Raw genomic sequence first — 12,476 nt, 5'->3', positions numbered from 1 at the left:
GCGGCGCGAAATCTGACGCGTTACTGGAATGCGACTTCGGCGAAGCTCCGGAGCTTGCGCGAATGCAGGCGCTCCAATTGTTGCTCCCGCAGTCGTTCGAGCGCCTTCAGGCCGATCTCGAGATGCTGGCCGACGCGCTGCCGATAGAACTCGCTCGCCATGCCCGCGAGTTTGATCTCACCATGGAGAGGCTTGTCTGAGACGCACAGCAGCGTGCCGTAGGGAACGCGGAAACGAAAGCCGTTGGCGGCGATCGCCGCCGATTCCATGTCGAGGGCGATCGCGCGCGATTGCGACAGACGCCGAATGACCGAGCGATCGCCGATCTCCCAGTTGCGATTGTCCACGCTTGCGACCGTTCCCGTGCGCATCAACCGTTTCAGCTCGAAGCCTTCGAGCCCGGTCACTTCACCCACGGCTTCCTCGAGCGCGACCTGCATCTCGGCCAGCGCCGGTATCGGCACCCAGAGCGGCAGCTCATCGTCGAGCACATGATCCTCGCGCACATAGCCATGCGCGAGCACGTAGTCGCCGAGCCGCTGTGTATTCCTGAGACCGGCGCAGTGTCCAAGCATCAACCAGGCGTGCGGCCGCAGCACCGCGACATGATCGGTGATGTTGCGTGCATTGGACGGACCGGTGCCGATGTTGATCAGGGTAATGCCCCGATAGCCGGCCTCGACCGAGTGAAAGGCCGGCATCTGCGGCATGCGTTGCGGCGCGATCCCGGTCGTGCCGCCGCCAAGGCGCGCGTTGCGCGTGATCACGTTCCCCGGGCCGACGAAGGCGTCGGGGCCGATCGCGCCCGCAGCCAGACGCTTCTGGCTCAACTCGGCGAACGCATCGATGTAGAACTGGTAGTTGGTGAAGATCACGAAGTTCTGGAAGTGCTCCGGATCCGTGCCGGTGTAATGATAAAGCCGGCGCAACGAATAATCGACACGTGCCGCGCGGAACAGGGCCAGCGGCTCGGGAGCGCCAGGCGCGAGCTCGAGCGTGCCATTGGCGATGGCATCGTCCATGGTGGCCAGGTCAGGCACATCGAAGAGATCGCGCAGCGATCGCATTACGTTCGATTTGTCGCCGGGCGTGAGTGCAGCTTCGATGTTGATGTCGCGACGATAGGCGAAATGAATCGGGATCGGCTCGTTCGACTCGCCGATTTCCACCGGTACGCCGTGGTTGTCGATCAATCGCCCGATCTGCTCGGTGAGGTAGGTGCGGAACAGGTCCGGTCTCGTCACCGTGGTTTCATATACCCCCGGCCTTGCGACGAAGCCGTAAGCGAGGCGCGAATCGACCCGCACATAGGTCGAGGTTGCAATGCGCACGAACGGATAGTTGGCGCGCACGCGGGCCGTGAGCGGCCGGCCATTGGCATAGGCCTCGAAATGATCTCGCAGGAAGGCAGTGTTGCGCTCGTAGATTTCTTCCAGCCGCGCGACCGCTGCAGCGGCGTCGGTGAACGCGTCGGTTGCAATCCGCGGCGGGGTCATCATGGTGAGGGCAAGGTACATTGTCGTTACTATGGCAGATTCTCAGGAGCAAGAAAGGGGGAGCGCCGGCACGCGGCTGCCCGGTGGCACGGCTTGCGGCCTCTCTTGCCTGTCCGTGATCGCGAAAAAGGTCACGGGCAGCTCGCATCCGTCGCGATCGTGATATCAGGGGATGGACGATACTTCGTGGAAGGAAGAAGCATGCGGCAGGATTTCTGGTTCCATCATCCGTTTCGGGTGCGCTATTCCGAGGTCGATGCGCAGGCCGTGGTGTTCAACGCGCACTACCTGACCTATTTCGATACCGCGATCACCGAGTATTTTCGCGCGCTCGGCTATGACTATCTCGGCGAGGTCGCAAGAACCTCTGTCGATTTCCACCTCGTGAGGTCGTTCGTCGAATACAGGGCGCCGATCCGGTTCGACGAGGAGATCGATGTGTGCGTGCGCGTTGCGAAGATCGGCCGGTCCTCGATCACGCTGGCACTCGCCATTTTCGCCAGGGGGAGCGACGATCTGCGCTCCACCGGCGAAATCGTGTGGGTATGCACGGACCAGCGGACCCACAGCTCTGTCGCCGTCGCGGAGCCGTTGCGGGCTCTGATTGCAAGCCGCGAAAAGGCCCTCGCTCAGGTGTGATCCGTGGAGGCCGGCCGGCGCGATTCAGCCGGCGAACGTCACGCCCCGCTCTCAGGCGAAAGCTGATCTGGGATCAGCGAACGACCGCGCAGCGCTCGCGCTTCAGCGTCTTCATCGCGGTGCCGTCGAGGTTGAGATGTCCCTTGACGAGGTCGGGCGGAGTCAGTGCCATCAACGCCACAATCGTGGCGTCGGGCCATTCGGAAAAACGGCTATGGAAATCGGAAAGACCATCCGCGAGGCGGGCGGTATCGCTCTTTTGATACGCGTTCGATCGGAGATTGGGTTTTGTTGATGCGATGAGCCAGCCGCTTGATAGGGCAGCCGCCGCCCGAAGCCCGGATTGCGATCCGGCGCGCGCGCTCGACGTGCTGGTGACGGCTGCGATATTGCTGTTCACGAACGGCCAGACGAGCGAGCGCACGACCGAGTATGTCGAGCGGCTGGCGACAGCGCTCGGCTTTTCTGCGCGGGTCTTTCTGCACTGGGACGGACTGACCATCGCGATCGAGAATGGCGGCGGAGTGGCGAGCACGACCGTCGAGGCGAGGCCGGTCGGCATCGAGATGGGAAAGGTCGCTGTCGCAACCAAGTTGATTGACGACTTCTGCGATCACCCCTCCACGCCAGAGCTGCTGCGCTCCGCGCTTGCCAGGGTGCAGGCCCGCCCGCCCGTCTCGCTCATTCGCTTCGCATCCTTCGCTGCCATCGGCGCCGCTGCGCTCGGCATCATCTTCGGCGCCGCGCATGTGGCAAGCCTGATCGTCATCGCTGTCAGCGCCGGCCTCGGCGCCTGCCTGCGCCGCTGGATTGCCGTATGGAGCCATAACCCGTTCGCCCAGCCGCTCGCCGCCGCGCTGCTCGCCGGCGCGATCGGTGCGCTGGTCGTCGATCTCCAGTTGTCCTCCAGCATGCAGCGGCTCGTTGCCGTCTGTCCCTGCATGGTGCTGGTGCCGGGCCCGCACATTCTCAACGGCACGATCGACCTTGCGCGTGGACGCCTGGCGCTCGGGATTTGCCGGGTGGTCTATGCCAGCCTGATCATCTTTTCGATCTGCATCGGCCTGCTCGCCGGACTGTCGTTCGGCGGGGCCAACCTGCCGGCATCGGCGCCGTCGCCGCCGGTCCCGTTGATCTATGACGTGATCGCTGCGGGTGCGGCGGTGTCCGCCTATGGTACCTTTTTCTCCATGCCGTGGCGGATGCTGCCAGTCCCGATCCTGATCGGGATGTTCGCCCACGGCGTGCGTTGGGCCCTCTTGGCCAAGGCCGGCGTCAGCCTGTCGGGCGCCGCCTTCATCGCCTGCCTCATTGTCGGAGCGATCACCACGCCTGTGGCAGAACGTCTCAGGTTGCCCTATGCGGGGCTTGCCTTTGCATCCGTGGTTTCGCTGATCCCGGGGGTGTTCCTATTCCGGATGGCGGATGGGCTCCTCGAACTCGTCGCGAGCGGAGGTAACGTTTCAGGCTTGCTGCAGGCAACGCTCGCGGATGGAATCAATGCCTTCCTGATCACTCTTGCGATCACCCTGGGGTTGATCTTGCCGAAGATGCTGATTGGGTATCGTTTCAACAAACCGTTTACCGGGAACGGCCGAAGCTCGTAGAATTTGAATCACGTCCCTGCGCAAGACATACGCTTTTGCAATCTGCGCATTATATTCAATGGATGCCGCTATCGTAACTGTCGAGCAGGTGATTGGGATGCGCCTACTATTGCTTATCAATTTGACGGCTGTTGCCGTGGCGGGAGTCGCTATGGCTCAGACCGAGGAGCCGCCGATGTCCCTTCCGCCCGTAAGCGTCGATCCGCAGCGGAATAATTTGCCGCCGGCTCTCGACCTCGGGCCGCAGCAGGGTTCAGGAAACAACAGCGCCGCCCGCGGCAATTCCGGAAACGCCGGCAATGCCAAAGGCGGCTATGACGATCTCAACAAACGCTTGATGGGCGAGGTCAACAAGGTCAATCCTCCGATCACGAATCAGCCGCCGCTCGACGCGCGATCGCCGGACACCCGTATTGGCGTTATCAACATACCGGGGGTTCGGCAGCAGTACGGGCAGAATTTCGGCATTTCGGCCCAGCCGTACCGCCCGCTGCCGCTTGTCTACTCGGCCCCTTTGGGACGTCACTAAACGTTCACGCAGAAGGCGCCTGAGCGGCGCGGGTTGCTGACCTGCCGCTCAGGCTCGATCGAGGGCGTGCGCTTCGTGCAGGTGACAGGACAGTCCTTCACGCCCTGCAGGGATTCGATAAAATTCTTCGTGGGTTTACCGAGCGGCACACGTTGCGGCCGTGCTGTGCGTGGATACCAAACGGCGCCTGCTAGACGCTGATCGGTATTGAGAGGTTGGATGCCGGCCGCGCGCGCGGACAATCAGCGAGGTCATGAGCCCGCTGGAGCGCATCGCGCTCAAGCTCAAGGAGATCCGGCCGCCCAACTGGCGCGCGGGCTGTGTCGCGCCCGGCTTTGGAGGTTGCGGATATCTTCCGCAGCCATGGCGCCGAGCATGCGGCGCCGTCCTTCAAGCGGCCGGCATCCGAAACCCTTCACAGAAGCGGACAGAGAAACTCGATTCGTGATGAGGTATTTGTTCGCTAGACCACTGAGTTTCTCAGCGTGCCAATGCGATCAATCTGGCACTCAATAATATCCCCGGGTAGGCAGTATCGTGTCGCGCGGACTAATCCATCCTTGCCAGCCCAGACGCCCCCGAGTTCACTATCGGCCGACCATGCGGTTCCCGCCGGAGAGCCGGTAATAATCACCATGCCGGGGCGGAGAGTGAAGTTGATCGAGAAAAAGTGGATCAGTTCCGCGCAGGTCCAGATCATGTCGCTGGTCGCGCAATTCTGGCGCAATTCGCCGTTGATGCGCGTCGAGATCTGCAGACTCTGCGGATCGAGGATCTCATCCGCAGTAACGATGACGGGCCCGAGAGGAGCGCTGGTGTCGAAGGCCTTGCCACGCCCCAATTCGTACCAGACCGTGCCGTTCGGCGCCGTCCGCACCTGCCGATCCCTAGCCGTGACATCGTTGACGATAGTGTAGCCAAATACATGATCGAGCGCGGCTTTGACCGGGATGTGCCGGCCTGGCTTACCGATCACAACCGCCAGCTCGGTTTCGCAGTCCAGTTTCTGGGTTAGCGCGCCGTCAAAAATGATCGCGGAATCAGGTCCGACCACGGAGTCAGCTGTCTTCACGAAGAATTCTGGCTCCTTCCCAGACAGCGGCGTATTAGCCTTCTCGCTGTTGTGGGCCCGATAGTTGCTGCCAGCACAGAGGATCGTCGATGGCATGATCGGCGCATCAAGACGGACGGTCGAAAGCTCATAAGAGGCTTCAGAGGGAGCCGAGGACGCCAGCCGGTCCAACTCGACCGTGCCATCGACGCAGGCGCGGATCAATGAACGCATGTCGCGCCCGATATCACCGCAGACGCCGTGATGCCGCGCCGAGGCCACAACATCGATCACCAAATCCCCGGCGAGGATTCCGACCCTGCACTCTTGAGTGTCGATTTTGAAGCTGACCAGTTTCATCGCATATCCGTAGGCGTGTGATTAGGTTCGTGGAATCGGGGTTGGGGCGGGAGGCTTACTCTCCCCTGAACATCATCGTTTTCACGTTCTGCAGATGGATAGTCATGGCCGCACGCGCAGCAGCCGAATCTCTCCGGCGAATGGCATCGACGATCTCCACATGCTCAACCGTGTGCACGTCGCGCATTTCGTCAGTAAGCGTCTTCTTCTTCAGCGCTCCCCAATCGCCTTGATTGCGGATCTGGGTCACGATCACTGCGAATGCGGAGAACAGCGGGTTACGAGTCGAGGTTGCGATCGCGCAATGCAGCGCGTCGTCGCAATCTTCGAACTGCTGCAGACTCTTCGCCACACGGGATTGATCGATCGCGGCCTGCATCCGCTCGATATCGGCGCCGCCGGCGCGTGCGACCGCGAGCTCGGCGATCGCCGGCTCGAGCGAAAGCCGGAATTCCATCAGGTCGCGCGGGCTCGTCTTCCGCACTAGGTCCAGATCGAGGTTGGCGGATGCGGTCGGCGGTGCGCTCGCCGCTAAATGTAGCGCGAGCTTGTCGCTGACAAAGGTCCCGCGCCCCACCTCGCGGATGATGATGCCTTCCTGCTCGAGACTATCCAAGGTCTTTCGAACCGTATTGCGTGCTGCCATGAAACGCGCGGCAATCTCGCGCTCGGTCGGCAGCTTGTCGCCTGGTTTCAAGGTCTGCGTCGCAATGCCCGCCTGGATGAAGCGGCGGATCTCACGCGCCGCTTCTCGGGCACGCTCGCGCACATTCTCGTCGGTCGTGGTCTGCATATTGGTTCTCTTTTGGGCGCTATGCGCACCAATAACGCCTAGGGCCAGCCCAATTCTGAGGGATAATGCGAACCAATCGTGCGGCCGTCAATCACTTTGTTGGTCACAAAATGCGCATTTTATGCTAACATTCGCTACAAAAATATGCCTTGACAGCTGGCCGGACTCATACACCAATATGGTCCACGTTTTCCCGTATTGGTTCACATTTGGTTCATAAAACAAGACAGGAGACTTCGATGAAGGGTAAGCAGACATACGTCGTGGGCAAGCTTTCGGGCGCTATTGCCGGCGACCGCAAGATTCCGCTGTCGGCTGTCACCAGCGGCAACGGCTTCGTCTTCGTCTCCGGATTGCCGCCGGTCGACCATGTCACCGGCGAGCTCGTGCGCGGCGACATCCTCGTCCAGACCCGGCAGTGCCTCGAAAACGTGAAAGCAGCTCTCGAAGTCGCCGGCTCATCGCTGGACCAGGTGCTCAAGGTCACGATCTACGCCGTGAACTGCGCCTATTTCAAAGACATCAACGAGATCTATGCCGAGTACTTCCCGAATGATCCGCCAGCGCGTACGTTCTGCACCGTCGGCGCATGGCCGTGGGAGTTCGACATAGAGATGGAAGCCATCGCACTGCAATCCTAACCCCGATCGACCAGAGAGCTCAGGAGGATGCCGACGATGAATCAGTCCGTCGAGTTGGATCGGACGACGCGTGAATGGCGCGATCGCCATTCGGTTCTCACCTTCACGGACGTGATCAAAAAATACTCCAGTGAGCGCGGCTCGGTCGTTGCCCTCAACGGAATCTCTCTCGACGTCAAGGAAGGTGAATTTCTCACCATCGTCGGCCCAAGCGGCTGCGGCAAGTCCACCCTCCTGAACATTCTGGTCGGCCTGGAAACGCCGTCGGCCGGCGCCGTTACACTCGATGGCGCCGGGGGCGTAGACCGCAAGACCGTGGGCTATGTGATGCAGAACGACAATCTGTATCCGTGGCGCACCCTGCGCGAAAATGTCGAGTTTCCGCTCGAACTGCGCAAGATTCCTGCTGAGGAGCGGCGCCGAGTCAGCACGCGCTATCTGGAAAAGGTTCAGCTCGCCGATTTCGCCAATGCGTATCCCTACGAGTTGTCGGGCGGCATGCGACAGCGGGGCAACATAGTCCGCGCCCTGTGTTTCTCGCCGCGCATCCTGGTGATGGACGAGCCGTTCGGCCCGCTCGACGCCCAGACCCGGCTGTTGCTGCAGAACCTGCTGCTTGAGCTCTGGGCCGAAGAAAAGAAGACCGTCATCTTCATCACACACGATCTGCACGAAGCCATCGCGCTCGGGGACCGCCTGATCGTGCTGACGGCGCGGCCGGGCCGCATCAAGTCATCGCATCCGATCGATATTCGGCGCCCGCGCAATATCCGTCACCTGCATGAAAACGCAGCCTATCGCGAGCTTCTGAGCAAGGTCGGCGACGAGCTGGCGGAAGAAATCCAGGTTCAGGCGGGAGTGCATTGAATGTCCATCGAAGCGATCGACCTTCCCATGACCAACAAAGTCCAGAAGCCCGCCCTGTCCTATCGGTCCAGGATCAACCTGACCCGGCTCGGCCTGGTCGGCCTTGTGTTCGGGTTCTGGGAATATGCGTCGGGAACACTATTCTCGCCATTCTGGATCTCGAAGCCCTCGCTGATCGCCGGCTACATCTTCAAATGGGTCGTTCACGGCGACTTCTTCTATCAGCTCTCCTTTACCTTCGGCTCGATGATCGCGGGCTTCACGCTCGGTACAGTGCTCGGCCTGCTGGCAGGCGTCGTGCTGAGCCGCTCGCAATTTCTGTCCGACGTCCTCGATCCCTTTCTCGTCGCCATCAACGGCATTCCGCGCGTCGCGCTCGCGCCGCTGTTCGTCGTCTGGTTCGGCATCGACATGCTGCCGAAGATCATTCTGGTCTTCACACTGGTATTCTTCGTGATCTTCTACAACACCTATGCGGGCATTAAGAGTGTCGATCGGCGCTTCACTGACCTCGCTTTTGTCATGGGCGCCAATTCCAGCGAACTGTTCCGGAAAGTGATCCTGCCGGCATCGCTCCCGCACATCTTCCTCGGCATCAAGCTATCGATCCCCTACGCGCTGATCGGCGCCATCATCGGCGAGTTCGTGGCATCCTCGGCGGGCCTCGGCTGGAAGATACAGATGGAGACCAGTCTCTACAACACCACCGGGACCATGGCTGGCCTCATCGTCATGATGTTCATCGTTGTGGCGATGAACGCGCTGCTCGCCGTCATGGAGCGCCGCCTGCTGCGCTGGCAGCCGAGCTCACGCTTCACAACGACCCAGACACAGTAAGAACGATATCCAACGCATAGGAGACTTCCATGATCTCTCGTCGTGCCTTCGTTTCCGGTTTTGGCGGCGCTATGGCCACCGCGGCTCTCCAGCCCTCCATCGTTCTTGCGCAAGCAGGCGGCAAGCCGCTGCGCATCACCCACGCCGTGACGTCGCTGGCCTATATGCAAAGCTACATCGCCAATCAGAACGGTTACTTTAATCAGGCCGGGCTGACTGCCCAGATCATCGACACCGGCGGCGGCGGCCCTGACGTTCAGCTCGTGCTCGGCGGGCGCGCCGAGATGACCGTAAATGACGGCGCTCAGATCCTTCCTGCGCTCCAGCAGGGACAGAAGCTGACCTGTGTGCTCAGCCTGCTCAATCGCTCGATCGTCAATGCGACGATCAGCAAGACGGCAGCGGCCAAATATGGCGTTACGGAGGCCATGCCGCTGGCGGACAAGCTTGGCCGGATGAAAGGCATGAAGATCGGCGTGACGCGGCCCGGTGCGCTGACCTGGCAGCTTGCCCGGTTCAACCTTGTGTCTGTGGGGCTCAATCCGGACAAGGATGCGCAGATCGTTGCAGTCGGCGGGCCGCCGGCACTGGCAGCGGCGCTCGAGAACGGCGCTGTCGATGTCATCTACATCTCGATGCCGATCGGCGAAAAACTGATCCAGGAAGGCAAAGCAATTTCCTTCATCAACAATGCGCGCGGCGAAGACCCAAAGCTCGCCAACTTCATGATGGAAGGATTGTGGACGACGCCGGATTATCTGGCGACCAATCGCCCGACGATAAAGGCAGCTGTGACCGCCTACCAGAAGGCCTCGGACTTCATTCGCACCTCGGCTCCCGAAGCAGTGGTCGCGGCTTTGATGCCCGCGCTGGGAAGTCTCGGCGAGGCCGTACTGCTGGACTCCGTGAAGCGGATCCATCCCGCCGTGTCTGAAACCGGGAAGATCACGTCAGCCGAGTTCGACACGACACAGGCATTGCTCAAGATGAACGGGTTCTTGAACACGCCATTCGTCATCGCCGACGTCTTCGACGGCTCGTTCACGAAGGTGTAGTGTGGTGGCCGTCCCTTGGTGACAGGGTGTCGCACAGGGGCGCGGCCGCCGATTGGAAGGACGGGAGAGATCAGTGACCGACGCCGAGCATCCCTACAGTCTCGTTTACGAAAAGGATGGTGTCGCCTATGTCTCAGGCGCTACCACCATCGATTACGCTACCCATCTGCCGGTCGAGGGTGACGAGGCGGCCCTGGACACAGCGCTGAACGAGGTCGAGCGCCGCCTCGGGACCATCGGGCTCGACCTCGCTGCCGTGACCAAGGTAACCTATTTCCTTTCGGACATGCGACTGCGCTCCATTGCCAATGCGCAATTCGAAAAGCGCTTCGTACAGCCCCGCCCTGCGAGAACAGTCGTCGGAGTGTCTTCCATTCCATACGGAGGCATTGCGGTCATCGACGCGATTGCGCAGCGGTCACGGGCGCGTGTGCGGAGGCAAGCGCCTGGTGACGCGGACTGTTGATCGTCAACAACCGCCCATTGTTCGAATTGGCGAACGAAGTGCACTGCTATCGCAGCGGGCACATCCTCATTGTCAACGCCAACCGCAAGCCAGCTATCCGAGCGAGCTTCCTTGATTTCGTCTGATGATCTTGAGCGTGAGCAGGACGGCGCCAAGCACAAGAAACAGAACGCCGACAGTCGTCGTGCTGGTGGATTCGAACGTCACGCCAACTGCCGTCAGCAGGCATCTGATGATAACCGCGACCAACCCACCAAGCTTCTTCACCAGCAGAAAGTGCCAGCGAATTGCTCGCAAGTGCGACAGGGGATGCGAAGTGCTGCCTTAGCCGATCAGCGCCGCTTGGGGATGGAAGAATCACATCCCCCGCTTCTTCGGCCCGAGCCCCTCGAATTGCGTCTTCTGCTCGTCACTCAGGTACCAATAGAAATCGTCGACCGCGTCGTTCACGCTTCCGATCGCCTCTCGCATCGCTTCCAACCGCGCCTTTGCGGCCTTAAGACGGGCCGGCGGGGTGAGCGCGTCCTTTGGCGGGCATGCGCTTAAGGCTTCCATCGTGGACATCGTGGTGTCCTGCACCAATTCGAGCGCGGCGCGCTCGGTATCGTTCAATTTTAAGGTGGTAGCGATGTCGTCGATGGGCCATTGCTGGGCGACGAGCTGGTGGTATTGCTTTTCGGCCTGTTGCTCGTCCTGCGGTTCGCGGCTCGCCTGGCAGGCGGCGTCCTGCATCTCCTTCAGCTTCGCGACCTCAGCGTTAGCGCGGCGGTCGCGTTGGGGCGCGTTGAGCCGCGCCTTCTGCTCATCGCTCAGGAGATCGTAGAATTTTTGGAATGGCGGCTGAACGACCGCAACTGCGCTCAGCATCGCGTTGACGCGGCTCTGCATGGCCGCGAGCCGTTCCAGCGCGGTAGTTGCGGCCTGTGCTGGACAAGAGGCGCGGATGGTGTCGCCGGCGGAAGTCCAGGCGCTTGCGAGCTCGTCGAAGGCTGTGCGTTGCGCCTCGTTCGCCGCGAGCACCCGGCCGATCCGTTCGAGGGGAAGGCCGGTCGTCTCGGCGGTGTCGCCGCCACAGAGCTCCTCCTGCACGGAGGGCGCTTTGCGATGCCGCCTCCCGGCGGGGCGCTCGGCCGCAAACGCTGAAAGATCGCTCGCAGCGTAAGGCGAGAAGATCGCGGCGTAGAGATCGCCGTAGCCATAGCCCCAGAAGCCGCTGCCATCACTGAGAAGCGCGTAGTCATAGAGATCGCTATAGGCGAACGGCCAGAACAGCGGACCGACCCAGCCGTATGAACCGTCGGCGTGCTGCCACCAGCCTTGCGCAGCTCGGCCGCCCTGCCAGCCGGCCAGCGCCGCGATGGCGGTGAGCTGCGCGCGCTCGCTCGGGCGGGTCGACTCGGTGGCGGGGCGAAGATCTTGCGGTCTTAAGGCAGCCATTCGGATGCGGCTGTGGCGTGCCGCCATACGTGCATGACGGAGACCTGCGACCGACAGCATGCCGGCCATCGCGAAGCGCGCGACACCGACGGGGCCGCCAACGCGCAGGCGCAAGCCCGCCTCCGCCGCATTCGGCAGCGCTCCCAGAACGACCAGGGCAAGGCCAGCCGCAGCCATTCCAAGGCGGGACGTTGGCATGATCACTCCCTTGGCTTCCCTCCTCCGCGGGCGGGCCGCACCCCGTCACAAATATGACTCGGAGCGAAACCGAAAGTTCCACCCGCGGTCGTTTTCCTTCGAGTGAACCACCGAAGTTAGATCGCGGCGCAATTTTCAACGGATGTCTTAGAAATCGCTGATGCATTTTACGCGGGGCGACGCGAGGGACGTTTCATCACGGACGTCCGTAGTGGCCATGAAAAGCTACGCAGAAGCAGAGAAGTCCAGAGATCACCTATCGCGAGAGGGTTATTCGATTTTCGACTCTTACAACAATACCCCTCCTATAGCGGCACAAGACGGAAAATCGCCTGATGTCTGGGGCGGGTGAAAACGACATCTCACGTAGAGGGTAGCTTCCGGAGCAAACCGGACATTCGGCCAAACCCGGATGTCTCAGAAGGGCCAAAGGACTAAACCGCTCGCGCGGTAGGGAACCGGCTGGCAGCGGTGTCCAGACGATAGCGTAACAGGGCGTC

Annotated in this window: 12 protein-coding genes; 8 read left to right on the top strand and 4 right to left on the bottom strand. The window is 61.3% G+C overall.

The features are described 5' to 3' along the window. Positions 1-20 precede the first annotated feature (20 nt). Positions 21-1,499, bottom strand: a complete 1,479-nt coding sequence (locus tag AC5ZG5_RS37130) for an AMP nucleosidase (protein ID WP_456645835.1) — start codon at positions 1,497-1,499, stop codon at positions 21-23. A gap of 198 nt (positions 1,500-1,697) precedes the next feature. Here AC5ZG5_RS37130 and AC5ZG5_RS37125 point away from each other — a divergent pair, with 198 nt between their 5' ends. From AC5ZG5_RS37125 to AC5ZG5_RS37115, 3 genes are all read left to right on the top strand, one after another. Then, positions 1,698-2,135 (top strand): acyl-CoA thioesterase, encoded by a 438-nt coding sequence (locus AC5ZG5_RS37125; protein ID WP_456645825.1) that lies wholly within the window; start codon positions 1,698-1,700, stop codon positions 2,133-2,135. A gap of 299 nt (positions 2,136-2,434) precedes the next feature. After that, positions 2,435-3,742 (top strand): threonine/serine exporter family protein, encoded by a 1,308-nt coding sequence (locus AC5ZG5_RS37120; protein WP_456645826.1) that lies wholly within the window; start codon positions 2,435-2,437, stop codon positions 3,740-3,742. A gap of 151 nt (positions 3,743-3,893) precedes the next feature. Next, entirely contained in the window at positions 3,894-4,271 is a 378-nt protein-coding gene (locus tag AC5ZG5_RS37115) for a hypothetical protein (protein ID WP_456645827.1), read from the top strand. 463 nt (positions 4,272-4,734) lie between these two features. On the opposite strand, the gene AC5ZG5_RS37110 is transcribed toward AC5ZG5_RS37115, so the two are convergent. Then, positions 4,735-5,682, bottom strand: coding sequence for a fumarylacetoacetate hydrolase family protein (locus AC5ZG5_RS37110; RefSeq protein WP_130227696.1), 948 nt, complete (start codon positions 5,680-5,682; stop codon positions 4,735-4,737). A gap of 55 nt (positions 5,683-5,737) precedes the next feature. Then, positions 5,738-6,475, bottom strand: coding sequence for a FadR/GntR family transcriptional regulator (locus AC5ZG5_RS37105; RefSeq protein WP_456645828.1), 738 nt, complete (start codon positions 6,473-6,475; stop codon positions 5,738-5,740). A gap of 239 nt (positions 6,476-6,714) precedes the next feature. On the opposite strand from AC5ZG5_RS37105, the gene AC5ZG5_RS37100 reads away from it, so the two are divergent. The 5 genes from AC5ZG5_RS37100 (at position 6,715) to AC5ZG5_RS37080 (ending at position 10,341) form a co-directional block, all read left to right on the top strand. Next, positions 6,715-7,116, top strand: coding sequence for a RidA family protein (locus AC5ZG5_RS37100; RefSeq protein WP_130227694.1), 402 nt, complete (start codon positions 6,715-6,717; stop codon positions 7,114-7,116). 36 nt (positions 7,117-7,152) lie between these two features. Further along, a complete protein-coding gene (locus AC5ZG5_RS37095) occupies positions 7,153-7,983 on the top strand; it encodes an ABC transporter ATP-binding protein (RefSeq protein ID WP_456645829.1) in 831 nt (276 codons plus the stop codon). Continuing rightward, a complete protein-coding gene (locus AC5ZG5_RS37090) occupies positions 7,984-8,820 on the top strand; it encodes an ABC transporter permease (RefSeq protein ID WP_456645830.1) in 837 nt (278 codons plus the stop codon). 29 nt (positions 8,821-8,849) lie between these two features. Then, complete coding sequence (locus tag AC5ZG5_RS37085) at positions 8,850-9,875, top strand: ABC transporter substrate-binding protein (RefSeq protein ID WP_456645831.1); 1,026 nt, start codon at positions 8,850-8,852, stop codon at positions 9,873-9,875. Between the two features lie 73 nt (positions 9,876-9,948). After that, positions 9,949-10,341, top strand: coding sequence for a RidA family protein (locus tag AC5ZG5_RS37080; protein WP_207231074.1), 393 nt, complete (start codon positions 9,949-9,951; stop codon positions 10,339-10,341). Positions 10,342-10,698: 357 nt separating this feature from the next. Here AC5ZG5_RS37080 and AC5ZG5_RS37075 read toward each other — a convergent pair whose 3' ends face one another. Continuing rightward, positions 10,699-11,955 (bottom strand): Spy/CpxP family protein refolding chaperone, encoded by a 1,257-nt coding sequence (locus tag AC5ZG5_RS37075; protein WP_456645836.1) that lies wholly within the window; start codon positions 11,953-11,955, stop codon positions 10,699-10,701. Positions 11,956-12,476 lie beyond the last annotated feature (521 nt).

This window comes from Bradyrhizobium sp. Ses1 (genome assembly GCF_059512365.1).
The sequence above is the reverse complement of the archived record's forward strand: the minus strand, read 5'-3'. Positions and strand labels throughout refer to the sequence as shown.